The 25,640-nt window shown below is 72.1% G+C and carries 16 protein-coding genes; 7 read left to right on the forward strand and 9 right to left on the reverse strand.

Translation table 11 applies throughout. The features are described from left to right. On the reverse strand, positions 1-389 hold a 389-nt coding region (locus D7W81_RS23275; protein WP_120557597.1), incomplete at its 3' end, for a hypothetical protein. A gap of 269 nt (positions 390-658) precedes the next feature. On the opposite strand from D7W81_RS23275, the gene D7W81_RS23280 reads away from it, so the two are divergent. Continuing rightward, positions 659-1,156, forward strand: a complete 498-nt coding sequence (locus D7W81_RS23280) for a hypothetical protein (protein ID WP_120557598.1) — start codon at positions 659-661, stop codon at positions 1,154-1,156. Here the strand turns inward: D7W81_RS23280 and D7W81_RS23285 are convergent. The 4 genes from D7W81_RS23285 to D7W81_RS23300 all read right to left on the reverse strand — a co-directional run bounded on the left by D7W81_RS23285 (position 1,136) and on the right by D7W81_RS23300 (position 7,666). Next, positions 1,136-3,991 carry an Lnb N-terminal periplasmic domain-containing protein gene (locus D7W81_RS23285; RefSeq protein ID WP_120557599.1) on the reverse strand — a complete coding sequence of 952 codons (2,856 nt, stop codon included), beginning with the start codon at positions 3,989-3,991 and terminating at the stop codon, positions 1,136-1,138. The two genes, D7W81_RS23280 and D7W81_RS23285, sit on opposite strands and share 21 nt — an antisense overlap. Beyond that, entirely contained in the window at positions 3,988-4,971 is a 984-nt protein-coding gene (locus D7W81_RS43590; protein ID WP_244227374.1) for a hypothetical protein, read from the reverse strand. Before D7W81_RS43590 ends, D7W81_RS23285 begins: the two co-directional genes overlap by 4 nt. A gap of 126 nt (positions 4,972-5,097) precedes the next feature. Further along, entirely contained in the window at positions 5,098-6,444 is a 1,347-nt protein-coding gene (locus tag D7W81_RS23295) for a D-arabinono-1,4-lactone oxidase (RefSeq protein WP_120557600.1), read from the reverse strand. A gap of 4 nt (positions 6,445-6,448) precedes the next feature. After that, on the reverse strand, positions 6,449-7,666 hold the full coding sequence (locus D7W81_RS23300) for an alanine racemase (protein WP_244227375.1): 1,218 nt from the start codon (positions 7,664-7,666) through the stop codon (positions 6,449-6,451). Between the two features lie 348 nt (positions 7,667-8,014). Here D7W81_RS23300 and D7W81_RS23305 point away from each other — a divergent pair, with 348 nt between their 5' ends. Both D7W81_RS23305 and D7W81_RS23310 read left to right on the forward strand, forming a co-directional pair. Further along, positions 8,015-9,142 (forward strand): helix-turn-helix transcriptional regulator, encoded by a 1,128-nt coding sequence (locus tag D7W81_RS23305; protein WP_167508090.1) that lies wholly within the window; start codon positions 8,015-8,017, stop codon positions 9,140-9,142. A gap of 42 nt (positions 9,143-9,184) precedes the next feature. After that, positions 9,185-10,333 carry a metallophosphoesterase gene (locus D7W81_RS23310; protein ID WP_120557602.1) on the forward strand — a complete coding sequence of 383 codons (1,149 nt, stop codon included), beginning with the start codon at positions 9,185-9,187 and terminating at the stop codon, positions 10,331-10,333. Between the two features lie 52 nt (positions 10,334-10,385). Here the strand turns inward: D7W81_RS23310 and D7W81_RS23315 are convergent, their stop codons facing one another. Continuing rightward, positions 10,386-11,759 carry a thioredoxin family protein gene (locus tag D7W81_RS23315; protein WP_120557603.1) on the reverse strand — a complete coding sequence of 458 codons (1,374 nt, stop codon included), beginning with the start codon at positions 11,757-11,759 and terminating at the stop codon, positions 10,386-10,388. A gap of 110 nt (positions 11,760-11,869) precedes the next feature. Here D7W81_RS23315 and D7W81_RS23320 point away from each other — a divergent pair, with 110 nt between their 5' ends. The 4 genes from D7W81_RS23320 to traB all read left to right on the forward strand — a co-directional run bounded on the left by D7W81_RS23320 (position 11,870) and on the right by traB (position 18,642). Continuing rightward, positions 11,870-13,615 (forward strand): GTPase, encoded by a 1,746-nt coding sequence (locus D7W81_RS23320; protein WP_120557610.1) that lies wholly within the window; start codon positions 11,870-11,872, stop codon positions 13,613-13,615. Between the two features lie 87 nt (positions 13,616-13,702). Next, positions 13,703-14,767 carry a hypothetical protein gene (locus D7W81_RS23325; protein ID WP_120557604.1) on the forward strand — a complete coding sequence of 355 codons (1,065 nt, stop codon included), beginning with the start codon at positions 13,703-13,705 and terminating at the stop codon, positions 14,765-14,767. 186 nt (positions 14,768-14,953) lie between these two features. After that, the gene (gene traA, locus D7W81_RS23330; protein WP_120557611.1) at positions 14,954-17,014 is read left to right on the forward strand and encodes an outer membrane exchange protein TraA; all 2,061 of its coding nucleotides are present in this window, start codon (positions 14,954-14,956) and stop codon (positions 17,012-17,014) included. Next, positions 17,011-18,642 carry an outer membrane exchange protein TraB gene (traB, locus tag D7W81_RS23335; protein WP_120557605.1) on the forward strand — a complete coding sequence of 544 codons (1,632 nt, stop codon included), beginning with the start codon at positions 17,011-17,013 and terminating at the stop codon, positions 18,640-18,642. The genes traA and traB overlap by 4 nt, the downstream gene beginning before the upstream one ends. Positions 18,643-18,693: 51 nt before the next feature. On the opposite strand, the gene D7W81_RS23340 is transcribed toward traB, so the two are convergent. The 3 genes from D7W81_RS23340 to D7W81_RS23350 form a co-directional block, all read right to left on the reverse strand. Further along, positions 18,694-19,533, reverse strand: coding sequence for an Ig-like domain-containing protein (locus tag D7W81_RS23340; protein WP_120557612.1), 840 nt, complete (start codon positions 19,531-19,533; stop codon positions 18,694-18,696). 128 nt (positions 19,534-19,661) lie between these two features. Then, positions 19,662-23,591, reverse strand: coding sequence for a serine/threonine-protein kinase (locus D7W81_RS23345; RefSeq protein WP_244227376.1), 3,930 nt, complete (start codon positions 23,589-23,591; stop codon positions 19,662-19,664). 109 nt (positions 23,592-23,700) lie between these two features. Then, the gene (locus tag D7W81_RS23350) at positions 23,701-25,584 is read right to left on the reverse strand and encodes a lipase maturation factor family protein (RefSeq protein WP_120557607.1); all 1,884 of its coding nucleotides are present in this window, start codon (positions 25,582-25,584) and stop codon (positions 23,701-23,703) included. Between the last annotated feature and the right edge of the window lie 56 nt (positions 25,585-25,640).

Genomic DNA, 25,640 nt, shown 5'->3' on the forward strand with positions numbered 1-25,640 from the left:
GCGGGGGTGGTGATGGGCTCACCTTCGGGCGCGGGGGCCTGACCGGAGGGCACCACCTGGAGCTTGTAGCGGCTCACGCCCTTGGGCAGCACGACCTCCACCAGCGGGTTCTCCTTCACCAGGCCCGGGTCGAGCTTGAGGGAGAACTCGCCGTTCTCGTCGCTGACGGCGTTGAGGTGGTTGCGGTACTCGCCGCCGAGCACCTTGGCGCCCTTCACCGGCTTGCCCGTCGCGGCGTCCGTCACGCGCAGCACCACGAGCTGGTTCTCCTGGAGCCCGGCGGCGCTGTTCGCCTGCACGATGTCGTTGTAGCGCGGGCGCAGGGCGCAGGCGGACAGCAGCGCGGTGGAAAGAAGGGCGACGGTCAGCAGGTTGCGGCGAAGGCTCATGGAATCCATCCAGGCTGGGAAGCGGTACGGCAGAGGCGCGGCAGCATAGCCGCCAGCCACCGGACGCCAAGTCTCCGGTGCGTCACGGCCCCCAGGTATGGCATCCGCCCCACGCCGGGTCGCGAAATTCCCGGCGGGCAGGCGCGGCGTGCGCTCTCCCTCCCAAGGACCGGTGGAGCCGTCAGCCCTTCCACCCGCCCGCTTCCAGCACCATCTCACAAGGTGTCCGGGCACCGTCCTTCCCCCGCCCGTACGGAGGCCAATGCCCCATGGATGAGACCTATACGGACGACCCGGATCGCATCACGAATTCAACACGCCGCCTTCAACTGAGGGACGAGCAGGTCAGGTACGAGGAACTGCCTCCCGACGTGCGTGTGGAGGAGAGCCGCATCGTCTGGAGGCACAACCGGTTCGACGTGAGCGTGTTGACCATGGTGCTCATGAGCGGCGTCACGTTCTTCATCCCGCTGCTCAACGGCCTGTTCGGGGGCGTGTTCGGCGGCTTCCATGCGGGACGCCCTCTCCGGGCCCTGGCCGCCGCGCTCATCGCCTCGGTGGTGGTGCCCGCCACGTTGTACGTGGGCTTCAACGTCTTCAGTGTGGGCGGCGTGCGCGTCTTCTACGGCCTGGGCTGGCTGAACTGGACGATGCTGCATGCCATCGGCCTGTTCATCGGAGCCCTCTGCGGAGCTTACAGCCGTCCGGTGTTCAGCGGTGAGCTGCCATCGTCCTCTCGCCGCGCGTCAGCGGAGCTCCACTCCTAGCGCAAGGCGATGTCGCGCCAGCCCTTCCGGAAGGCTCGCGAGACTTCTCCCGGGACCTGCCCACGACGCGAGTGTCCCCTCCCAGTGGACCTGTGCGCGGGGAGTGAGCAGCACACTCCAGCGGGCGACGCGCCCCAGGTACCACTCCACCTGGAGCGTCGCGTCCGCCTCGTGCGTGAAACCCGGCGTGATGCCCGTGCGCCACGAGGGCACGTACGTGGCCTCCAATCGCAGCGCGCTGTTGCCCGGTCCGGGCAGGCCCGTGCGATGGGCCAATGACAGACGGGGCCCGATGGTCGGGACCGTCTCGAAGGGGCTCCAGGCCATCGTGGCCTGGGCGCCCAACCCCACCGCGAGGAAGGTGTCGAAGCGCTCCGAGGCCGCCACGACGCCCAGCGCCTCCGCCTCCACCGTCGCGCGGTAGGGCAAGGGGCGGTCGGTCTCCGTGGACATCCTCGCCTCCGCGCCCCAGCCCAGCGAGCCGGAGAACGACCGTTGCTGCTGGGGCAGTTCCGGCATCAGCGTGCGGTAGCCCACCAGCGTCACGCGTGAGCCGAGGATGCGCGGCACGCCCCAGCGGGGCTCCACCGACAGCTCACCGTCCAGCACGCGCAGTTCGCTGCTGGACTGGAAGCCGTGCAGGCGCGCGTCCCCCAGGGCCTCGTTCATCGCGGAGGTGCGCAGGCTCACCACCGGCCGCGCGGCGCCCACTTCCGGGAAGTCCACGCCGCCGCTCACCACCGTGCGGGCCGCGCCGGATTCACGCAGCGCGCCCCGGGCCCAGGTGGTCTCCGCTTCCATCTTCTGCTGGTGGTCCTTCGCGAGGAAGGCGCGTGGATCCACGTCCGCGAGCACTCCGTCGTTGAGCGCGCCCTGCGCTTCGGTGGCCGCGGCGAAGGCGGCTTCGGTGTGCTCGGCGCGGACCAGGGCCTTGAGTTCGTCAGGGGTGGGCAGGCGCTTGGTGGCGGTGTCCAGGGCCTGCTGGAGCAGGGCCGTGCGGTCGAGCACCGCGAGCTTGCGCTGCATGGCGTCCTCACGCTCGAAGAGGCGCTGCCGTTCCTTGACGCCCTGGGCGGCGGCGCCCTCCCCCTTCAGGTCGAGCGCGATGAGGCGCTCGCGTTCGATGGCGAGCTTCTCCGCTTCGGCCTGGTCCACGGCCGCGCGTTCCACCCGCACCGCGTGCGCCACGTAGGCGTGCAGGGCATCGCGGGTCTCGGCGCGCGCGCCAGACGGCGCGGCATCGAGCGCCACCGTCACGGCGCGGGGCAGGTATTCGTAGGCCTTCCGGCGGACGCCGGGCTCGGGAGACTCGAGGCGGCGGTGCACCTGGCGCAGGGGCGCGAGGGCGTCGGGCGGAAGCAGGGAGGCCAGCTTCGTGAGCAGCCGCTCCTGCTCCACCAGCGCGCGCCGGGCGCGGTCGCCCGTGGATTCGAAGGCGTCCGGGAGGTGCTCCAGGAGCGGCACCGTGCGCCCGTTGGCGTCCACGACGTTTGTCTTCGCCAGCGTGTCCAGCGTGGCGGTGGGCAGGACCCACAGCATGCCGGGGGCGCTCACGTGACGGCCGTTCTCCAGCGCGCCGTTGAGGAGGAAGAGGAGCGCGGCGGCGCAGTTGTCGGTGAAGAAGTAGTAGCCCAGGTAGCCGCGACGCTCGAGCTCCCAGATGCGCTCCAGCATGCGCTGGGATTCGCCGGGCGTGAGGTTCAGCCGGAAGCGGCGGATGGTGCGCTGCTCCAGCTCCAGCGATTCGTGGGTGACGTCGCCCAGGGTGCCCGTGAGGAAGACGGTGCTGTAGCCGCCCGTCATTCCCTTCATCAGGTAGCTCAGGCCCTTCTCCTCCATGCCGGTGAGCGCCACCAGCTGCACGACACGCTCGAAGCCGGGGCCCTGCACCGTGGCGCCCTCACGCCAGACCGGTCGCAGGAGGAGGTGACCGAAGAGGGACTGGGGCTGCCGGCCCGTGGCCGCGACGAGCAGGACCTCCAGGTGGGAGAGCGCGTCCGCTTCCGCCCAGGCGTCGAAGGCCGGGCAGTCTCCCCTCGCGGGCACGGTGCCCAGGCGCGCTTCCGTGAGGAACCCGGATACGGCTCGCGTCTTGGACAGCTCCTGACAGCGCACCTGATCATCCACGGGCAGCGCGTCCGGGCGCAGGGACTCCACGGGAATGAACAGCTCCTCCGCGAAGGTGACGAGGTCCAGCGCAGCGCTGGCCTGCCCCCGGGCGCGGCTGAAGGCGCCCGCGTAGGTGATGCTCGCGGACTCCTTCCACGTGAGGGGGCGCTCGAAGGGGAGCAGCCACCCGTCCAGCCTTCGCCACTGGGGACGCTTGCTCCAGCCGCGCGCGTCGTCCCAGCGCTGCATCACCGCATGCACCACGGCGCGGCGGCGCCACAGGTGCTCGGCCTCCGTGTCGGTGAGGCGCGACAGGCGCAGCGTGGCCCGGCGATCCTCGGAAGGAACGTAGCGGTAGAGGTGGAACTGCTCGCGCTGCTCCGACCATTCGGGACGGGCCTTCGTGCCGTCGCCCAGGCCCAGCGGTGCGGACTCCGGATGGAGCACGAACTCCAGCCGGCCCCCGGGGGAACGGCGCATCGCGGGAGGCAGGGCGGCGAGCCCCGCTTCCACGTCCGAAACCAGGGCGGCATCCCGCGCCGCGGCGCCTCGCAAGCGGATGCCCGCCGTGGCCTCCAGTGCCGCGACCCGCGCGGCCAGGAGGTCCTCCGGGGCCCGGTTCAAGAACGCAGGCACCGCGAGGTGGCCCAGGGGTTCCTCGGCCGGCGAGCTCACGGGCAACAGCAGCACCGTGAGCCATCCCAGCCAGGCGGGGCGGGGCTTCACTGGAGGGCCTCGGCCGCTTGGGCCGCCCCTCCTTCTTCCAGGATGAAGGCCTGCCGGTCCTCTTCGAGTCGCGGCTCGGTGCGCGCCAGCGCTCCCACGCGCTCCAGCCACGCGCGGGCCCGCTCGGGCGTCAGCGTCTTCGCGTCCGCCATCTTCAGCAGCTCCTGGCGGTGCGTCCGCAAGAGCTTGCCGAAGACGTCCAGGTTCTCACGGCGGATGCGCGCCGCCTGCGCCAGGTCGTCCACCGTCGGTCCCGCGCCCAGCGCCAGGTCCTCTCGCAGTTGGTGCGTGCGGGCCCGCAGGTACACCTGGGCCGCGTGGCCCACCTCCTTCGGCGAAGGCCGCCGGCCCTTGCGCCGCGCGGAGTGCTCGTACGACTGCCAGATGACGATGCCCAGGCCCATCACCGTCAGCGCCACCGTGGCCGTCGACAGGAGCTGATCCTCGCGGCCATTGCTGCTCTCGCTGCGCGTGCGTGAGTCGTCGCCCTGATCCACCTGGTTCGACTCGCTGGTGCCCGCGTTGCTGTGCTCGCTGGAGTCGTTGCTGCTCTCGCTGGAGTCGGAGCTGCTCTCACTGGAGTCGGAGCTGGTGTCACTGGAGCCGGAGGAGTCCCCCGAGTCCGACTTGCTGGAGTCGCCCTTGCTGGAGTTGCCCGAGTCCGAGTCGCTGGATTCACCCGAGCCCGACTCGCTGGAGCCCTCGTCGCTGGAGCCATTGGATTCCGACTGGCTCGAATCCCCACCGCTGGAGTTGCCCGAGTCGGATTTGCTGGAGTCGCCCTGGCTCGAATCGCCCTGGCTGGAGGCGCCCGAGTCCGACTGGCTGGAGTCACCCTGGCTGGAGGCGCCCGAGTCCGACGAGTTGCCCGAGTCCGACGCGCCCGCGGCCCTCAAGCCCGCGGAAGGCGTGCGACACCCCACGGCGAGCATCAGCATCGATGCCGTCGCCACGCGCTTCCATGAAGACTTCGTCCGCATCCATCCCCCTCGAAAGGGCGCCACCGGGCCTGGCGCCAGCCAGTGCCCTAGCCAACCGCATGCCGGGCCCTGGATTGTGCATTATCGGGAGGTTGGTGGATCGTCTGACGCGCTACGGCGCGAAAATCAGGCCCGGGGGTGCGTCGCGGGCTTCGCGCCCTCCTCCAGGAAGAGACGTCTCAGATAGGGGTTGAGGAAGCGCCCCTGCGGGTCCAGCTGCTCGCGCACGCGCTGGAAGTCGTCCCAGCGGGGATACAGGTGTTTCAGCGTCGCCGCGGTCTGCGTGTGCAGCTTGCCCCAGTGCGGCCGGCCGCCGTGGTTGCGGAAGATGGCCTCCGCGCCGGAGAAGTAGGGTTCCAGCGGCATGCCCTGGTACTGATGCACCGCGATGAACGCGCGGTCCCCGCCGTGCGCCGGACTGAGGAACACGTCGTCGCCGCGCACGAAGCGGTACTCCACCGGGAAGTGCACGGGCAGCTGCTCGCGCGTGATGTATTCGGACAGCTCGCGCAGACAGTCCGGCCCGCGCTCCACCGGCACGCCGTATTCCATCTCCTGGAAGCGCACGAGGCGCGGCGTGGCGAACAGCGTGTGGCTCTGCCCCGCCAGCACGCCCTCCGACGCCAGCTTCGCGGACAGCCGGCTCACGGGGGCGCACAGGGAGGGCCGCATCCGGCACGCGCGGCTCACCGCGCCGAAGACCGCGTTCTCCATCACCATCTCGTTGAGCCAGCGCCCCACGCCCACCCCGTGCGGGGGCTCGTCCGTGAGGTCCATCGCCTTCGTCATCACCCGGTCGGAGTGCGGGAACCAGAAGAACTCGTAGTGCCGGTGGCGCGCGCGGGCTTCATCCAGCCCGGCCAGGCACTCCTCCAGCGCCAGGTTCCGCCGCGTCAGCCGCAGCCGGTACGCGGGCAGCAGCCGCAGCCGCACCCGCGTCACCACGCCCAGCGCGCCCAGCGACACGCGCGCGGCCTGGAGCAGCTCCGGCGACGCGTCCTCCGAGCACGACACCTCGTCCCCGCCCGCCGTGACGAGCGTCATCGCCGCCGCCTGCGTGGAGAGGATGCCCAGCCCGACACCGGTCCCGTGCGTGCCCGTGCCCAGCGCGCCGCCCAGCGACTGCTTGTTGATGTCGCCCAGGTTCTCCATCGCCAGGCCGTGCGACGCGAGCAGCGTCCCCAGCTCGCGCAGGCTCGTGCCCGCCCACACCACGGCCTCGCGCGCGCCAGCGTCCACGGACTCCAGGCCGTGGAGCGCCTCGAGCGACACCATCGTCTCGTCCGTCGCGCACAGCGGCGGGAAGGAGTGGCCGCTGCCCACCACGCGCACGGTGCGAGCCTGGGCACTGGCGTCACGGAGCGCGGCCTTCAGGGCGTCCACGGACTCCGGTTGGAGGAAGGCGGACGGATGTGCCACCACCGCGCCGGACCAGTTGCGCCACGTCTTCGTCTTCGCCGCCTCGGCCGTCATGCCGTCACCCCCATTCACCCCGGTAGGTCGGAACCTCATCCACGACACGGCCCCCGGAGATGAGCAGCAGCGTGCGGAAGTGCTCGCACACCTCGCCCGCCTTCGCGTGCCGGAAGAACACCGGTGCGCCCAGGGGCAGCGGCACCGGGCCCGTGTACGCGATGGGCGTCTGCACCTCGCCCGCGCCTTCCAGCGGGAGCAGCTTCGCGCCCTCGGGCAGGTAGGGCACGGGCAGCTTGTCCACGCCCGCCGAGCCGGAGGCCACATAGCCTCCGCCCTGCAACGTGAAGAGGCCCGGACCGGGACGCCGCGTGACGGGGATGGCGAACGCCACCGCGGGCTGGTGGTGGAAGCCGCGGTAGCCGTCGAAGAGCGCGGGCGAGTACAGGCCGCTGCCCGCGGTGAGCTCGGTGACGCTCGCGTCCTCGCGCGTGGACTCCAGGCTGCCGGTGCCCCCGCCGTTCACGAAGCGCGGTGTGAAGCCCGCGTCCTTCAGCGCGGCCACCACGGCCTGCCTGCGCGCGTGCACGCGGCCCACGGACGCCCGCTTGAGCGCGCGGATGACCACGTTCTTCGCCCCCGCGTGCGCAGCCGCGTCCGGCACGCCCGCGAGCTGCGCCTCGTAGCCCATGACGCCCGCGAGGAACACGGCGTCCCCTTCCGCCACGATGCTTTTCGCCACCGCCAGCGCGTCCTCCGGCGAGCGCACCGGCGAGCGGTGCACCCCGAAGCGCAGGCCCGGCAGGTCCACGGACAGGTCCACGTCCAGGCACAGCGGAGCACGCGTCCCGTGCCGCCGGGCCGCCCGGGCCGCGAGCGCCACGTGCTCGGCGGAGTCCACCATCAACGTCACGGGCGCTGGCGGCCGGCACAGCTCCGCCAGGGCCTCGGCCTCCACGACGGGGTAGCCCATGAGCAGGTCGCTAAAGCCGCGCTCGCGCAGGCGCACGGCCTCGTCGGCGCTGAAGCACATGAGGCCCTGGAAGCCGGGATGCCCGTCGAGCACGCGCCGCAGCAACGCGACACACCGCACCGACTTCGTGGCCACCCGCACGGGCATGCCCCCCGCGCGCCGCAGCAGCGCCGCCGCGTTCTCATCCAGGAGGTCCACGTCCGCGAAGGCCAGGGGCAACCGCCGCCCCTCCAGGGCCCGGGCGTACCAGGCGTAGTCACGCGGCATGTGGAGGCCTCCGGGCGCGGGGTCGAAAGGAGCGGTCATCATCGCCGCACCCCGTCATGTCCAGGGCCAGCGAGTACCCGGGGCGTGGGGTGCTGGACAGGAGGGAGGGAGGCGCCGGAGAAAGGGGCAGCGCGCCGGACATTCCTGGGGGAACGCCCGGCGCGCGCGCACACGGATGCTTCGACTCCTGGGTCGGCCCACCCCCCCGGAAGGGCACGGAATGCCATGGTGCCGTCGGCCGAAAGTCATTTCTATTGAGGAAATCACGCGAGTCCTAAACGACTCGGGGGCAGGAATTCACTTCCCACCTGGACAGGCGGAAGAAGCACTGATTCCACTCCCGACCTCACAAGTCTTCCAATTGGCTCCAGCGGCTATAGTAAGCAAATCGTGATTGATTTGATTTCCGAGGACCAACGCCTCTTGCAGGAGCTGGAGGGCCTGCTGGAGGGGATGGAGCCTGGCTCCGACGCCCTGCCGACGGTCCTTGCCACGCTTCGCAGCGCCCTGCGCGCGGAGCGGACGGCGGCCTATGGCGTGGATGTTGGCCCGGACCGCTATCACACGGCGTTCGTGCACGGCGTGGGCTTCCCCCAGCCGCCCTCGGTCCTGACGGAGGCCTTCGACGCCTCCCTGCCGCCGGCGGGGAACCGCTTCGGCTATTTCGATCCCGCGCGGCCGCCGCTGGCCCAGCGCAACCGGGCGATGCGCTTCTCGCCGCTGGGGCTCTCGGAGACCCTGCGGGCCCTGCCCATCACCGGCGAGGGCCAGGGGCCGCTGTGGGAGCGGCTGGGATTGACCGAGGCGGAGTGGGAGGTCGCGCGGACGCAGCTCTCCGGGCCCACCGCCCAGCTGTACCGGCGACTGGGATTGGAGCAGCTGGCCCAGCTGCGGGTGCTGGTGTGCGAAGGCGACATGATGCTGGGCTGGGTGGGCGCCTTCCGGGCCGAGCCCTTCACGGAGCGGGAGCAGCGGCTGCTCCAGGCGCTGACGCCCGCCATCCAGCGGCGGATGGCCCTGGACCGGCGGCTGCGCGAGGCGGGCCTCCTGGGTCCGGCCCTGGGCGCGGCGCTGGAGGTGCTGGGGCGGCCCGCGTGGGTCGTCACGTTCAGCGGCCGGGTGATGCACGCGAACAAGGCGGGGCAGGCGCGGTGGGAGCAGGACTCCCAGGCGCTGACGACGCAGGTGCGCGAGTGTCTGCGGAGCCCGCCGGGCGCGGGGCCGCTGTTCTCCTCCGGGCCGCTGCGCACGCAGGGGCTGCCGGACCACTACCTGGTGCTGGACCCCGGACCGCCGATGGAGCCGACGTCGCGCCTGCCGGTGCTGGTCCAGCGCTGGGGGCTCACCGCTCGCGAGGCGCAGGTGCTGGAGCACGTGGTGCAGGGGGAGACGAACAAGGCCATCGCCCTGCACCTGGGCTGCGCCGAGCGCACGGTGGAGGTGCACGTCACGCACCTCTTGAACAAGGCGCAGGTGGAGAGCCGCTCCGCGCTCATCTCGCGCTTCTTCCAGTCCTGATACGCCGGTGGGCACCGCCCCGGGCGTGACTAGGATGGAGGGATGGACGACGGGCTCTTGAGGAAGGCGCTGGCTCGCGCCGACGCGGCTCTGGCGAAGGGGCCGCACGCGCTGGCGGCGGATGGCCAGCGCCGCACGCTGCACGTGGCGATGGGGGACCCGCAGGCGGACTTCGACCGGGTGCTGTCCATCCTCGCGCTTCACGGGCTGCTGGACGGGGATGGAGGGCTGCGCCCGGACGTGTGCCTGGTGTCCGTGGGCGACTACTTCGACTGGGGTCCCGCGGCCGACCGGGAGCGAGTGGCCCGGAGCGCGCTGCGGCTGGTGGCGTGGCTCGCGTCCCATCCGGCGGACCAGGCGGTGATGCTCCTGGGCAACCACGACCTGGGGCGCGTGGGAGAAATGGCGGACTTCACCGATGCGACCTTCCGCGCCGCGCAGGTGGAGGCGGACCGGGTCTACGCGGGGGACGACACCGATGCGGCGGCGGAGCGGGCCTTCCTCCAGCGCTGGCCTGCACTGCCGAGCGTGGAGCTGGCGGCGCGGGACTTCAGCACGTGGACCGGGGAGCAGCGCGAGTGGGTGGAGCACCTGCTGCGGGCACGGCGGTTCCGCGTGGCGCACGCGGCCGGGGATTCGCTGCTGGTGCTGCACGCGGGCGTCACGCGTGAGGATTTGCAGGTCGTGGGGCTGGAGCCCGGGCGGTGGGCGGAGGCACGCGCGGTGGCGGAGGCGCTCAACGGCGTGATGGACCGGGCGGTGGCGGCTTGGAAGGACGGGCCGCTCGTACTGCCGGGGCTGCACCATCCGGGCAACGCGAAGGATGGCGAGGGGCTGGGCATCTTCTACCAGCGTCCCAGCCTTGCCGCGGAGGACGCGGAGCGCGTGCGGGGGACACCCCGGCGCAGGTTCGATCCCCGGCGGCTGCCGCTGGGGCTAGCCCAGGTGGTGGGCCACACGCGCGACAAGCGGGTGCGGGAGCTGGTGTCACCCGGTCCCGTGCGCGACGGGGTGCTGCGGCATCTGGTGATGGATGGGACGCGCGTGGACTACGCGCACGGTCCGCCGCCGGTGACGGGGCCGGGTGAGGCGGTGATGGTCTTCACCGACGGCGCCATGCGCGAGGGCCGCGCGGAGGACTTCGAGCTGTTCGATCTGGACGCCCGTCGCGCGGTATCGCGGGCTTCGTGACGGTTCACGCGTGCCGCATGCACGGCACGCGCGAAGGATGCGGGACGGATGACTACGGCGCCGCGCCCGGGACGGCGGCGGGCGACTTGAGGCCGGCGAGCTTCTTCTCCAGCGACTCCACCTGGCGCGGCGACACCTGCGCGGCGGGCAGCGTCTTCGCGAAGGTCAGCGCCTCCTCCAGCGTCTTCACCGCGCCCGCCGTGTCCTTGCGCGCGACCTGGATGTCCGCGCGGCCGGAGAGGACGGACAGCCGCCGCGCGCCCTGCACCCGCGCCAGGGCCCGGTCGCTCGCGGCGAGCGCGTCGTCGAGCCGGCCCGACAGGCGGTACAGCGTCGCGAGCCGCGCGGGCGGGTTGTAGTCCTGCGGCAGGTCCTTCTCGCTCTGCTCCAGCGCGGGGATGGCCCGCTGCGGCTGCTCCAGCGTCATCGCCGCGAGCATGCGGTGCGAATCGAACACGCTGCGCGCCTCGGGGTTGGGCGCCTTCGCGGCCTCGCCCTCCAGGAACGTCAGCCACTCCTGGGCCACCTGCTTCGCGCCCGCCGTGTCCTTGTCCTGCTTGCGTGCCTCCACCAGCACCTCGTACAGGCCGGAGCGGTCATCCGCCTCCATGTCGATGGCGGGCGGCGCGAGCACCTCGCGCACCTTCGCCTCCAGCGTGTGCCGCAGGTCCGCGGCCTCGGGAGTGCCCTCGGGGATGGCCAGCGCGCAGGAGAGGCCGTTGAGGACGCCGTTGGCCAGGTTGAGCGAGCGCGGCACCCGGGGCAGCTCCACCACGGCCTTCTGCGCGCAGGGCACGTACTGCTTCGCCCCGTACTGCGCCATCAGCAGTGACTCCAGCGCGCGGCCCCGGCGGGACCAGTCCGCGGGGGCCTCCGCGAGCGCGAGCGACAGGGCCTCGGCGGCCTCCGCGGGCTTGCGCTCACCGTAGAGGGCATCGCCCCGGGCGAGCAGCGCTTCCGCGCCAGTGGCACCGCCCTGGTAGGCGCGCTCGCCGTCCTCGAAGAGGCGCTCCAACTGCGGCACCGTGGCGCTGCCGGCGAAGCGCAGCAGGGCCTTCTCCTCGCGCGGGTCGATGATGAAGAAGGTGGGCCAGAACTCCACCGGGTACTTCTCCTGGAACGTCGCGTTCTGGGTCAGGTCGGTGTTGAGCTCCAGCCACACGAAGCGGTCCGCGTGCTTCGCCAGCGCCTTGTCCGTGAAGACATACGCGCGCATGGAGCGGCAGGTGTGACACCACGGCGCCCAGGTGTCGACGAACAGGGGCACGCCCTTCGCCTTCGCGTCCGCGAGCGCGCGGGCGTAATCGTCCGGGATGAAGGGCAGCGGGCCTTCGGCATGGGACTCGGCCGGCGCGGGCGCGTTGGTGTGCGAGGCCGTGCAGGCGATGGACCCCGACAGGAGCAGGCAGGCGAGGAGGGAGCGCATGCGGCGCACCCTATCGCGCCTCTCCGGGGGTGTCCCCGGTGGACAGTGTGTGCACACTTGGCTGGGCACCGCGCGGCGTGCGTGCTGTCTTGCGCGTGGCCCCTATGCCCATGAAGGACCCTCGCGCACTGCGCACCGCCCTCGCGTCCGCCCTGGACGCCCTGCCCGCCTCCGAGCGCTTCCCCGACAGCGCCGAAGCCGACGTCGCCCGCCGCCTGGCCGAACGCCTGCGCCGCGATCTGCTGCCCCGCCTGGGCTCCGGCGCCGACGACGCCCCGCTGCTCCTCGTGGCCATCGCCGGGCCCAACAACGTCGGGAAGTCCACGCTCTTCAACGCGCTGGCGAAGGCGTCCCTGTCCCCCGCGCGCCCCGAGGGCGGACTCACGAAGCAGTGCCTGGCCGCGGCGAACCCGGAGACGTGGACGGGCGCGCTGAAGGACGTGCTCACCCAGCGCTACGACATCGTCCCCGTGGCCGACGGCACGGTGGCGCCCGTGGACGAGGCCGGGCCTCCGGGCCGGCTGTACCTGGTGCTGTCGGACGCGGTGCCGCGCGGGCTGCTGGTGATGGACACGCCCGACTTCGACAGCGTGTACCGCGACAACCGGGAGCGAGCCGAGGCGCTGCTCGTCACGGTGGACGTGCTGGTGTTCGTGGTGAGCCGGCAGACGTACCAGAACGCGGCGCTGGTGGACTTCCTGCGCGCGGCGGTGGGCCACGGCAAGCCCTACCTGCTCATCTACAACGAGGCCACGCGCGAGGACGTGGCGCGCGGCCACCTGGACAAGCTGGCCCAGGACGTGGGCCATCCACCGCTCGCGCGCTACCTGGCGCCGCACCAGCCGGACGTGGAGGCGGGGTTGAAGCCGCTGGCCACGGAGGCGCTGGACGGACGGCCGCCGCTCGCCGCGCTGCTGGGACAGGCGGAGCATGCGCGCGAGCTGAAGGCGCGCGCGCTGGAGGCCTCGCTGTCGGATGCGCGCTCGGAGCTGGACGCGGTGGCTCGGGCGGCGACGCGCGCGGCCCGCGAGCCGGAGCGGCTGCGGCTGCGGCTGAGACATGACCTGCAAGGCATTGGCGCGCAGGCGGCGCTGAAGGCCGTGCCCGCGGACGTGCTGGTGGATGCGTTCCGCGACGAACTGGACGCGCGCAGCACCTTCCACCGGTACGTGCGCCTGCCGTTCCGGGGGCTCGCCACGGCGCTCACGTTCGTGAGCCGCAAGGTGCGCGAGTCCTTCACCGGACCCCAGCCCCATGAAGCGCTGCCCTCGCAGGCGGTGGATGACTCGCTGAAGGACGGGCTGCGCAGGCTGGTGGATGCCTTCGCGCCGGAGGTGGCCGCGTGGCGCGGGGACGCGGAGACCCGGGAGAAGCTGGCGCAGGCGTTCGGGCCCGCGATGCTCGGCCGGCTGGATGCGCCGCTGGACCTGGACGCGCTGCACGCGCACGCGGCGGACCGGGCGACGCTGTATGACTTCTGCCGCCAGTTGGTGGGAAGCGAGCTGCAGGGCGGCATGCGCGAGGAGCTGCTCCAGGCGCTCACCACGCTGGTGTACTCGGTGCCGTCCGGCGCGGCGGCGGTGGTGACGGTGGCCACCGGCGGCCTGGGCCATGACGCGGTGGTGTGGGCGGGGACGCTGCTGTCCACGCCGCTCCTGGAGCGCTTCGTGGACCTGCTGGGCGCCCAGGTGCGCGCGACGGTGACACGCAAGTGGGCGGACGCGCACGGGGCCACTCTGGCGAAGGCGATGGAGGCCCGCTTCTTCGCGGACCTGTTGTCCCACCTGGATACCCAGGCGGAAGCCTGGCTGCGCACCGCGAGCACCCTGGAGACGGCACGGCGGGCGGCGGAGTAGGCGGCCGGTTCCCGACGGGCCCCCGCCTCCGGGAGGGAGGCGAGACTTCGTGCCTCGTCGCCATTGATGCGTCATGCTGGACCCGCCATGACCGGTCCGGGCCCGGAGGCGGGTTCACCTCTCATCCTGTCGTTTCGTCACCTGCTGACCGAGTCCGTCAGTGCGTTCCTCGACGAGGCGGACATGACCTGTCCGCAGACGGCGGATGCGCTGAGCGAGCTGCTGGTGACGCTGTCGCGCTACCGCGAGGAGGGCGCGCTGCTGTTCCCCACCGCGTTCCTGGGCGACGACCTGGGCGCGATGATGGAGCTGCTGGGCGGGCACGACCCGATTCCGCTCGGTTCGGGGCCTCGCAACCGCGCCACCATCCAGCGGGCGCTCAAGCAGTGCGCGCCGCTGGGACAGGGACGCTGGTGGGCGCTGTACCTGGTGCGCGACTCCGCGGGCCTCACCTACGGCATCTTCCGGACCGACCCGTTCCCCATGGCGGAGACGCCGCTGGAGCGCCTGCGGCACGCGCCGGACCGGGGGGCGCGCGTGGTGGGCGTGTTGCAACTGGCGGACAACATCCTCGAGCTGCGCGGAGGCGGTGGGCTGTGCCGGCACGTGTACCTGTCCGGTGCACGCGTCGACCTGGAGCCGCCCTCGGTGGTGCTGGACACGCTGGCGAGCGCGGTGACCGAGCAGGTCCTGCCCTCCAGCCGTGAGTACGCGCGAGGCTTCTTCCGGCGGGTGCTGTTCGAGGTGATGCAGTCCTCGCACGGCACGCTGGTGGCGGTGCTGCCCCGGGAGCGCGCGGGTTCGGCGCTGTTCGTGGACGGCATCCTGTTACCGCGGCCCATGGACGTGGTGTCTCTGCTGGACCGGCATCACACGGCCCAGGACGGCAGTGCGGCGTCGGCGGTGCGGGCGACCGCGCAGCTCCTGCGCGGCATGATGGCCACGGACGGCATCACCGTGCTGCGCGCGGACGGGTGCATCCTCGGATACAACGTCTTCGTGCGTCACCCGGAGACGCTGGCCCGGCAGCCGGGCTTCTTCGGCGGGGCGCGGCGGCGCACGTTCGAGGTGCTGTGCGCGGCCCTCGGCAACGAACTCGCCGCGGCGTTCATCCGGTCGCAGGACGGGGACGTGGACTGCCGTCGCGTGTGACGGTTTCCTGTTTTGCACGCTGTCCGGATTGATTGCGAAGCGGAGGGACAGAAGACCCTGGAGGTCGCATTCAGACACAGGGACTCGGGACGTGGGCGGAAGGTTGAGAACCTCAACTTAATCTGTAAGGCTGCGCCCGCTTTGCGCACTGCTCCCCGCCCCCTCCGCGCGTATGCCGCGTTGTCCCTGCTCGCCGTGTGCCTCGCGAGCGCGCCTGCCGTGGCACAGAAGCTTCCGGCGGTGGTGGTGGACGGGCCTCCATCAGCGCCCTCTCCGGTCAACGATGTCGGCACGGGGATCTGCATGGCGTCCAGCGTGTGGACGAGACCAGCGGAGGACTTCCCCACAAGTCAAACGGGCTATCTCGAAGGTATGAACGCACACATGGAGGCGAACCGCGCAACGCGCATGACCTCCGTATTGCGCTCCACGTTCGACCTATCGAACAACCTGAATGACGGTCGCGTGCTGAGCTATGGCGACTTCATCAATGTGGTCTCGGGCTGCGCCCAGGGCGGCTGCCCTTTCCACTACAACGATTCGACGACGAATTTCGTTTCGCGTTTTCGCGGCTACCTGAACGTCACCCAGGACATGGTCGGCCGAAGCTTGCACTTCGGATTCTACGCCGACGACGCCATCAGCTTCGTCCTGTTCGACAAAGTCAATCGCCGCTACGACGTTGTCATCCGGCCACCGCAAATCGGAGCGCCAACACGGCGCACTACCAACTCCGTCACCTTCACTCAATCCGGACTCTATCCGCTGGAGTTGCTCTACGTGCAGATCGTGGAGCATGCGGCACTGGAGTTCGCTGTGCTGGATGGCACATTCACGGACTTTGACCGTCCCGCGAACCAAATTCCCGTCGTCCCGCTTAACTCCGCTGGATTCTCCTTGGTCCAGCCGGCGCAGCTCTTCCAGACTGAAACCGGTCGGCCGTCGTTCCCGGACAACCTGGACCAGTGCGTTCAGTGCAACCGCCAGTTCGCCAATCAGCCCGGCAACGGCACATGCGGTCCGTCCTACTACTGCAACTCCGCTGCGCTCTGCGCACCCTGTGACACGAACCTCCTTTGCGGAGACACGTGCTCACCGTGCGGCCCCACCGCGCCCATCTGCGCCCAGGTCAACGGCCAGTTCGCCTGCGTCGCGTGCACCCAGAACAGTGACTGCGCCACGGGCCGCTGTGACACCGCCACCAACGTGTGTACCGGCTGCGTCCGCGACTCCGACTGCGGCTCCGGCCGGGTCTGCGACGAACCGAACTTCACCTGCGTCCAGTGCACCTCCGACGCGGAGTGCCCCGGCAGCCAGGTCTGCGACCTCACCGCGAACTCCTGCGTCGAGTGCAACGAAGACACCCAATGCGACCGCGGCGAGTCGTGCTCCAACCACGTCTGCACGCCCTGCAACACCAACGACGCCTGCGCCGGCAACTCCTGCAACTGCTGCCCCAATGGCACCCAGTGCGCCGCGCCCACCCCTGGCGCTCCGCCCTCCTGCGTCGAGTGCACCACCGACAGCCAGTGCTCCAACGGCCAGCGCTGCGACCCCCTGAACGGCACCTGCGTCGACTCCGTTCCGGAGTGCAACACCTCCGACCGCTGCGGCCCCGGCTGCTCCAAGTGCCCTGGCGAGCGCCCCTACTGTCTCGACGGCGAGGTCTGCGTCCAGTGCCGCAACGACCTGGAATGCGGCGACGGCCAGACCTGCGTCAGCGGTGAGTGCAGCTCCTGCACCACCGACAAGCGCTGCGGCCCGCGCTGCGACTCCTGCGGCGAGGACACCCCGTTCTGCCTCTCCGACGGCACCGTGCAGAACAGCGTGTGCGTGGGCTGCGTCAACGACTCCGATTGCGGCAGCGGCACCTGCGACCCCACCACCCGCACCTGCTCCACCACCGGCGCCTGCGCCGTGACATGCGAGCAAGGCACCGTGTGCGACGGCGCCTCGTGCGTCGAGTGCTTCGCCGACGCCCACTGTCCCTGCGGTGGCACCTGCGACGTCAGCACCAACACCTGCCTCGAAACCTGCACCGACAGCGGCGACTGCCTGGGCGTCGAGTTCTGCTCCGCCGAAACCCAGCAGTGCGAACGCGGCCGCCGCAAGCCCGGCACTGAACCGCAGGGCGGCGCCTTCTGCTGCGGCACCACCGCCGAGGACACCCCCACCGGCAGCACCGCCATGCTGGTCACCCTCGCCCTGGGCTTCCTCTTCCTGCGCTCCACCCGCCGCGTCCGATGAAGCCCTCCCGCACGCTGCTCCTCCCGCTGCTGCTGGGCCTCGCGCTGTCCACCGCCGCCCACGCCGCGCCGGATCCGCGCTTCAACATCCAGGTCTTCCGCCCCTCCGGCGCGCCGCAGGACCTGGTGATGGTCACCCAGTCCCGGCCCCTGTCGCACCTGTCCGTCTCCGCCGGGCCCTACTTCAGCTACTCCCTCAACCCGCTCTCCCTCGTCCCCAAGGACGGAGACCTGGGCTCCATCAGCCTCGTGGGCAACCGGCTCCAGCTGGACGTCATGGCCACCGTCGGCCTCTTCGACTGGTTCGAGGTCGGCGTGGACATGCCGCTCGTGCTCTTGCAGGGCGGCCAGAACCTGGAGGTCATCGGCACCGAAGGGCCCGTGGAGAGCTTCGCCCTGGGCGACCTGCGCCTCATGGGCAAGGTGGCCGTTCCTGGCTTCCGCCGCTCCGCGGAAGGCCATGGCTGGGGCGCCGCGCTCACGCTCAACGTCTCCTTCCCCACCGGCGTGCAGGAGGCCTTCGCGGGCGACGGCGAGCTCACCTGGGCGCCGGGCCTGGTGCTCGACTACCGCTTCGAGTCCGGCATCCTCCTCGCCTTCAACGGCGGCTTCTGGAAGCGGCCGGACGTCATCTTCAGCGGCGTGCAGCTGGGAGACATGGCGCCGTTCGGCCTGGGCACGGAGGTGCCTCTCTTGCGCGGCAGCGGCATCACCGCGCTGGGCATGGTGAATGGCGCGGTCGGCCTCAAGAAGGCTCCCGGCCAGGAGCGCCAGATTCCCGCGGAGCTGCTCATCGGCCTGCGCTGGTACAGCTCGCTGGGTGTCACCTTCACCTTCGGCGGTGGCCTGGGCTGCGGCTGTTCCCTGGCGTCGCCGAACCTGAGCTTCTTCACGTCCATCATCTGGGTGCCCGCCAAGACGCGCGAGTGGGAGGCCATCGAGCGCTTCAAGGAGCCGCCCGAGCCGCCCCCGCCGCCCGTGGACCCCGACAACGACGGCGTCATTGGCGAGCGCGACCGCTGCCCCAACCTCGAGGGCCCGGTGGAGAACGCCGGCTGCCCGGACACCGACGCGGACTCCGACGGCGTGGTGGACCGCATCGACAAGTGCCCGGACGTCCCGCAGGGCAAGCGCGGCCGCGACGGCTGTCCGCTCGCGCGCACGTCGGGGAACAAGATCGTCATCCTGGAGCAGGTGAACTTCGCCACCGACCAGGACGTCATCCTCTCCGAGTCCTATCCCGTGCTGGAGGAGGTCGCGCGGGTGATGGAGGAGAACCCGAAGATGGACCGCATCCTCATCGAGGGGCACACGGACTCGCGCGCCAGCGACCAGTACAACCTGGAGCTGTCCAAGCGCCGCGCCTTCAGCGTGAAGCGCTTCCTCATCGAGACCGGCGTCGCCGCGGAGCGCGTGTGCTCGCAGGGCTTCGGGCGCAGCATGCCCCTGGCCGACAACGCCACGGAGGAGGGCATGGCCCTCAACCGCCGCGTCGAGTTCACCATCCAGCCGCCGAGCGACGGCCCGCGCCCTCCCTGCCCGGATGACGTGGAGGCCGCGTCCAAGAAGAAGGGCGGCAAGCGCGGCACGCCCAAGCCCGCCGCGCCCAAGCCCTCGAAGAAGCCTTGAGCCCCGTGGCCCGCCGCTCCCATGCGGCGGGCCCGGGCTTCAAGGACAGCGCTACTCGACGATGAAGTCCGCGGCGGTGCGGCGACGGCCGGCCACCACCGACACCACCGCGCGGCCCTTGCCCACGGCCGTCACGCGGCCTTCGGGCGACACCGTCACCACGGCGGCGTTGGAGCTGAACCACTCCAGCGGCACCTTCTCCAGCGCCACGCCGTTGCGGTTGTACGCGCGCGCCTGGACCATCACCGACTGGCCCTTCTTCTTGAAGGTGTACGAGGTGAGGTTCAGCCCCAGCCGGGCGAAGTCCGGCGGCACCACCTGCACGGCGATGGCGCGGTTCAGGTGCCCCAGCGTCGCGATGACGGTGGCCACGCCGGCGGACGCGGCGATGAGCTCGCCGTTCTCCACGCGCGCCACGGCCTCGTTGTTGGAGCGATAGGCGGGCTCCGCGTCGGGGATGACGTGGCCGGACTCGTTGCGCGCCACCACGCGCAGCTTGATGGTGCGCCCCACCTCCACGAAGTCCGCGCCCGGCGCTCTGACGTCCAGCGACGCGAGGATGGTGAGGTCCAACGGCAGCGCCGCCTTCGCCCGTCCGCCCTGCACGCCGATGATGGTCTTTCCGGACTTGCGCGCCACCACCGTGCCGTCCTCCCGCACGGAGGCGACCTCCGGCGCGGAGCTGGTCCAGCGCAGGCGCGTGTCCATCATCTTGCGCCCGTCCGCGTCCAACACCGTGTAGCTGAGCGGCAGGTTCTGCCCCTGCGTGCGCAGGTAGCGCTGCTCGGGCTGCTCCAGGGTGATGGTCGTGGGCGACGGTCCACATGCACCGAGGACACCCAGCGCGAGGAAACCCAGCAGGGAAAGGGACGGTGGACGTGACGTCTTCACGAAGGCAGGCACGGGGGGCGGTGAGGAGAGGCGGAGTCTACCGGCTGACCACTCGACGGGCGTGAAAACCGCGAGCGCCCGCGCCGAAGTCCGTGAGCCTGCACGCCTGCTGACGACTTCCAGCCACTTCAGCGGCGCGGCGTCCGGGCGTCCATCGCCGCCAGCACCTGCGCGGCCAGGGCCTCCCCCTCCCGCCAGCCCGCCACCCGGGCGCGCTCCCTCGCCTGCTCCAGCCGTCCGCGCGCGTCCGGGACCCGGCCTCCGGCCACCAGCAGGCGCCCGGCGTTGAAGTGGATGCGCGCCGCTTCCTGCGCGTCACCGCCCTGCTCGGCCAGGGAAAGAGCGCGCTCCAGGTCCGACAGCGCCTGGCCCGGCTCGCCCGCGAGCACCCGCAGGCCCGCGAGCTGCGACAGCGCCCGCGCCTGGCCCACCGCGCTGCCCACCGACCGCGCCTGCTCCACCGCGCGCGTGAAGGCCACCCGCGCCCGGTCCAGCTGCCCCAGCCGCTGCTGCAGCCGCCCCAGCAGCAGGTAGTTCTCCCAGTAGAAGTCCGCCAGGTGCGGGGTCCGGTTCCCCATGCGCTGGAAGGCCCGCGCCAACAGCTCCACCGCCGCCGCCGTCTCGCCCTTGGCCTCGCGCACCCGCGCGAGCTCGCACAGCACCAGGGCCTCGCTCTCCGGCTCCGAGCCCGCGGCGCCCTGCGCCATGCTGAGACGCACCTCCGCGTCATCCACGCGCCCCAGCTTCAGCTCCGCGACGGCCAGGCGCCGCGCGGCCTCCGCCCACCGGCCGGGCATCTGCATCACCGGCACGCGGTCCAGCCACGGCGTCACCAGCCCGTCCACGGCGGCGGGGTCCGTGTGCGTGAGACATCCCGCCGCGCGCGCGAGCACGTCCAGCTGCCAGCGCACCACCGTCGCCGTCGCGCCGGGCGACCGGCCCAGGGCCCAGCGGTAGAAGTCCACCGCCGCGCGCCACTCGCCTCGCGCCGCGAACCAGTCTCCCGCCCGCTCGCACGCGGCCGGCGCTCCGGCGGCATCCGCGCCCAGCAGGTGGTCCGCCACCCGCACCTCGCGGGCCGGCTCCTGCACGAACGCCACCAGCTCCAGCGCCTCCGCCAGCTCCTGGTGCGCGCCTCGCAGCTGGGCGGGGGACAGGCGCTCGCGCAGCACCTGCCGCGCCTCCTCGCGCGTGAAGCGGAAGACGCCGGGCTGCCCGGGCACTGGCACCACCCACTCCGTGTCCTCCAGCACCTCCGCGCCGTCCGTGGCCGTCAGCGACGCGCGCACCAGCTCCGCGGAGAACAGCGAGCCCTCCACCGCGGCCCGCTGGAGGAAGCGCAGCGACGCGGCGGGCAGCAGCTCCAGCCGCGCGCCCAGGGCCTGCCCCAGACCTTGCGGCAGCATCGCGGCGGTCAGCGGGCCATTGGCCTGGAAGCCGCCCTCCGTGCGCTGCAACACGCCCACCGCCACGAGCAGCCGCACCAGCGCCAGCGCATGCGCGGGATTGCCTCGCACCCGGTCCGCCACCGCCCGCTCCAGCGACGGTGACAGGGCCAGGCCCAGGCTCGCGGTGAGCAGCGCGTTCAGCTCCGACGGCGACAGCCCCTCCAGCACCGTCACGGGCAGGGACGCCAGCGCCGTGGGCACCGCGTCCACGTCACCCGTGGCCACCAGCGCCACGCGCGCGTCCTTCGCCGCCAGCAGCCCCGCGAGCAGCTCCAGCGACGGGCCGTCCACGCGGTGCACGTCGTCCACCAGCAGCAGCAGGCCGGACGGCTTCGCCACGTGCTGGAGCGCGTCCACCACCGCGCCGTCTCCGGCCGGCAGGTGTCCGCCCACCGGAGCGCCCCGCGCCAGCCTCCGCCAGAGCGCCGCGGCCTCCGGTTCGGAGAAGCCCAGGCCCGACAGCGGCGGCGGCGACGCGTCTCCCCCCGTCGCGGCCCGCGACAGCGCGGTGAACACCGTGCGCCACAGCCCCAGCGCTCCGGCGGAGCGGGGGTCTCCGCCCCACGCGTACACCACGCGCGGCGAGGGGCCCGTGGCCAGCTCCGCCACCGCCTCCAGGAAGCGGCTGCGTCCCACGCCCGTGGGCCCCACGAAGAGCCGCGCGCCGCCCTCGCCCTTGCGCGCGGATTCCACCACTGCCCGCGCCTGGGCCAGCGCCTCGTCGCGCCCCACCAGGACATCCACGCGGGCCGAGGGCGCACCGGACTCCACCCGCCACGCCGTGCCGCCGGGCAGCTCGCGCGACACGCCGATGCGCACCCCGCCCGCCTCCACCAGCAGCGCCTTCACCGACGCGCCCACGAGCAGCTCCCCTGCCGCCGCCGCGTCCGCCAACGCCTGCGTCCGCTCCAGTCCCAGGCCGGACAGCCGGGGGGCCCCGGCCTCCACGCTCACGCGCACCACGCCGGACTCCAGGCCGCGCCGCACGCCGGCCCCGGTGCTGCCCAGGTCCTCCGCGCACTTCAGCGCCCGCGTCGCGTCGTCGGGACGCGCCTGCGGCAGGCCGAAGGGCAAACACCAATGCGTGTCCGACAACGCCACCGCCTCCACGTGGTGGCGCGACGCGGCCTGCGCCACCGCCTCGCGCAGCCGGGCCTCGTGGGCCGGCTCTCCCGCGATGACGAGCAACGTGAGCCGGCGCATCTGCGCCTGCGCATCCATCGCGCGGATCTTCACCGTGGGGCCCGGGGCCTCGTCTCCCAGGGCCGGGGGCCCGTCGTCCTCGTCGCCGGTGGACGGCGTCCCGGTCAGGGCGGAGGCCAGCGGCGCGGGCACCTCCATCGTCGGATCGGTGGGCGGCTCGTGCAGGGCGCCGTCGGCGCGGCGGGCGGGTGCCTTGGCCGTGGGCGCGTCCGGGAGGTCCTCGTCGCCCAGGTGCACGGGCGGCTCGCGCAGCACGGGCATCCTCGCCAGGTCCGGCGCGGCGGCCCCGGCCGCGGGCGTCAGCGAGTTGCCGCACGCGGGGCAGAAGCGGTTGGTCGCGCTGGTGGACTGGCCACAGCGCGGACACGACACGTTGGAGGGCTCGCGGGCCTGGGGCAGCCCGGGCTCGCCCGGGACCGCGTCGCGCAGCCGCGCGTGCACCGAGTCCCCCACCAGCCGCGTCACCACCGCGGAGACGCCCTCCCCCGGCGCCTCCGGCACTTCATCCAGGTAGGCCTGGAGCGCGCGCGCCACGTCGGCGCACCGGGCGAAGCGCTGCGCGGGCGCGCGGTGGAGCATGCGCAGGATGATCTGCTCCAGGAGCGGCGACAGCCCCTCCACGAACTGCGAGGGCCGGGGCACCGCCGCCAGCGCGATGCGCCGCATGGCCTCCGCGGGGTTGTCCGTGTCGATGAACGGCCGGCGCGTGCACAGCTCCCACAGCACGACGCCGAGCGCGAACTGGTCGCTGGTGCCGGAGACGGGCTCGTTGCGCACCTGCTCCGGCGACATGTAGCGCAGCTTGCCCTTGAGCACGCCCGTGCGCGTGCGGCTGGCGCGGATGGTCGCCTTGGCCACGCCGAAGTCCACCACCTTCGTCAGGCCATCCAGGCGCACCATGATGTTCTGCGGGCTGATGTCCCGGTGCACCAGCTCCAGCGACTGTCCCTGGCTGTCGCGCGCGTGGTGCGCGTGGTCCAGCCCCAGCGCCGCGTCGCGGATCATCTGCGCGCAGACGCGGTGGGGCAGCGGCGTGCTGGCGCGCTGCGCGGCCTTCGCCAGGCGGCCCAGGTTCTCGCCCTCGATGTACTCCATGGCGATGTAGAACGTGCCCTGCCACGCGCCGACCTCGTACAGCGAGACGACGTTCGGGTGGTTCAGGTGCGCCGCGACGCGGGCCTCGTCGAGGAACATCTCCACCGAGCCCTCGTTCTCCAGCAGGTCCGGCAGCAGGCTCTTGAGGATGACGGGGCGCTCGAAACCGCTCACGCCCACCTGACGTGCCAGGAAGATCTCCCCCATGCCCCCCACGGCCACGCGGCGCAACACCGCGTACCTGCCGAAGATGAGTGAAGACGGGGAAGCACCGGACACCATCGCCCTTGCACCGTACCCAGCGATCCCCATCCCCCGCCAGTCCCCGGCCCTTTGCTTTCAACCCGGAAACCCTTCGCGCTCCGCCCCCGTGTGGGGTCCTGGCGTACCGGGCGCGGGCGAGGTGGGTCGGGGGCGCGGCTCAGACGTACCAGGTCAGCCGCCCCGCCTGCTCGGAGGACCCGGGCGCGAGGGTCAGCGGCGACACATACAGCCCCCGCCGCTCGCGCTTCCACCAGGCCCCGGTGCGCTGGCGCTCCTCCCGGGACGTCATCCGGTAGTCGTGGAGCACCGCCCGGACGAGCCGGGGCGGGCGGTCCGGAAAGGGATTGGACGCGAAGAGCCCCAGCACCTCCGGCGAGCCCTCCAGCAGCCGCTCCAGCAGCGCCAGGAACCACGAGGGCGGGGACCCCAGCGCGGCGAACCACATCTGCCAGTCCAGCCGGGGCTGATGCGGGGCCACCTGGCGCGGCGCCCGGTCCAATGCCGACGTCTTGTAGCGGAACGGGTACGCCACCCAGTGCACGCCGTCGTCCGAGCCCTCCACGGTGATCTCCGGCCGGTCCACGGTCATCACCGCGAACAGGCCGTAGGCGTTCACCGAGTGCAGCGGCACCATCCGGTCCTCCAGCCAGTCCACCGCCCGCACCAGGCGCTCCGGACCGCGCGGCCACCAACCCATCCGGCGCAGCAGCTCCACGGTGCCCAGCGTGAGCACCGGCACCGCCGTGACGGCGGACAGCGCCGTGCCCAGCACCGACGGCTTGCGCGCGGGTCCGGCATCACGCCACAGGCCTTCCGGCAGCACGCGCCGCAGGGCCGCGTCGTCCAGCAGCCACAGCCCCAGGGCCAGCGACTGGACGTTGAAGAAGCCGTAGTTGCCCGTGGTCATGATGGCCGCCTGCAACGCAGTGAAGACACCGAAGGCGGCCTGCCGCACGCGCCGGGGACCGAAGGCGAGGAAGGGCACCGCTGTCTCCGCCGCCAGCACCGCCGCCGTGCCCGCGTGGCGTACCGGACGGGGCAGCTGGTGCGCGGCCCAGCCTCCGCGCGTGGGCAGGGGCGCGGTCTCGAAGTACACGTCGCACGCGCTCAACTCGCGCCACGTCCGGTCGCCCGAGTGGAACTTGCTCACGCCCGACCCGAAGTAGAGCCGGAACACGAGCATCCGGAAGAGGAACACCTCCAGCGCGGACACGTCCCGCTTCCCCAGCCCGGGCCGCACGCCGCCCGGCGCGGTGAGCGTGCCCAAAAGCCCCATCTCCAGGAGCAGCACGTCCCACTGGAACGACAGGAACTCGCGCCCCAGCGACACATAGGACAGGTAGAGGCCCCACAGCGCGCCCGCGCTCAGGCGCGGGGCCACGTTGAACAGCAGCGCCAGCGACAGGCCCTGCCCCACGCGGCAGCCCCGCACCAGCGCCGCGTCCGACGCGTCCGTCCAGAACACGCTGGGACGGCGCCACCGGCCCTGCGCGGCATAGCGCTCGGACTGCGCCACGTCGCGGATGGGACGGATGCCCTTCTCCCCGTAGAGCCCCAGCACCTGCTTCCCCAGCGACGTGAAGGCAATGAAGAAGGTGCCGCCCAAGAGCCGCATGAAGGCCCAGCGCACCCGCCGGTGCTCCGCGGGCTCCGTCACGCGGCTGAACAGCCACGTGTCCCAGCGCGATGCCCGGCGGCGGTTGCGCGCGACGACCGAATACACCGCGCCCGCCGCGTGGCGGATGCCGGGCAGCAGGCCCAGCCGTGCCACGGCACGCGTGCTCCAGCGGGGCGACCAGGCGAGCATGCGGAAGACAGCCTCTGCTCCGGCCGAGCGGCGCCCCGACGGCTCCACGAACTGCATCGCCCGGGACATGTCCTTCCTGGAGATACCGAGGATCTTGCGCAGCCATCCGCTTCCCGCGGCGAAGCGCACCCGGCTCCCGGTGTCCTGGCGCCAGCGTGCCACCCAGCGCTTGCAGAAGCCGCAGTCTCCATCAAACAGCACGAGCGGTCGCGGCTCGCGGGTCATCGCGCGCATCGGGCATCTCCTCCGTCCGACCACAAAGGTGCGTGCGGCGGGCGGGATGCGAAGGG

Source organism: Corallococcus aberystwythensis, assembly GCF_003612165.1.
Lineage (GTDB): Bacteria > Myxococcota > Myxococcia > Myxococcales > Myxococcaceae > Corallococcus > Corallococcus aberystwythensis.

Excerpts from the sequence above, each read along its gene's own strand:
- D7W81_RS23280 (WP_120557598.1), top strand. The coding sequence starts at position 659 with ATGGATGAGACCTATACGGACGACCCGGATCGCATCACGAATTCAACA.
- D7W81_RS43590 (WP_244227374.1), bottom strand. The coding sequence starts at position 4,971 with ATGCGGACGAAGTCTTCATGGAAGCGCGTGGCGACGGCATCGATGCTG.
- D7W81_RS23295 (WP_120557600.1), bottom strand. The coding sequence starts at position 6,444 with ATGACGGCCGAGGCGGCGAAGACGAAGACGTGGCGCAACTGGTCCGGC.
- D7W81_RS23300 (WP_244227375.1), bottom strand. The coding sequence starts at position 7,666 with ATGATGACCGCTCCTTTCGACCCCGCGCCCGGAGGCCTCCACATGCCG.
- D7W81_RS23310 (WP_120557602.1), top strand. The coding sequence starts at position 9,185 with ATGGACGACGGGCTCTTGAGGAAGGCGCTGGCTCGCGCCGACGCGGCT.
- D7W81_RS23315 (WP_120557603.1), bottom strand. The coding sequence starts at position 11,759 with ATGCGCTCCCTCCTCGCCTGCCTGCTCCTGTCGGGGTCCATCGCCTGC.
- D7W81_RS23320 (WP_120557610.1), top strand. The coding sequence starts at position 11,870 with ATGAAGGACCCTCGCGCACTGCGCACCGCCCTCGCGTCCGCCCTGGAC.
- D7W81_RS23325 (WP_120557604.1), top strand. The coding sequence starts at position 13,703 with ATGACCGGTCCGGGCCCGGAGGCGGGTTCACCTCTCATCCTGTCGTTT.
- traB (WP_120557605.1), top strand. The coding sequence starts at position 17,011 with ATGAAGCCCTCCCGCACGCTGCTCCTCCCGCTGCTGCTGGGCCTCGCG.
- D7W81_RS23345 (WP_244227376.1), bottom strand. The coding sequence starts at position 23,591 with ATGGGGATCGCTGGGTACGGTGCAAGGGCGATGGTGTCCGGTGCTTCC.
- D7W81_RS23350 (WP_120557607.1), bottom strand. The coding sequence starts at position 25,584 with ATGCGCGCGATGACCCGCGAGCCGCGACCGCTCGTGCTGTTTGATGGA.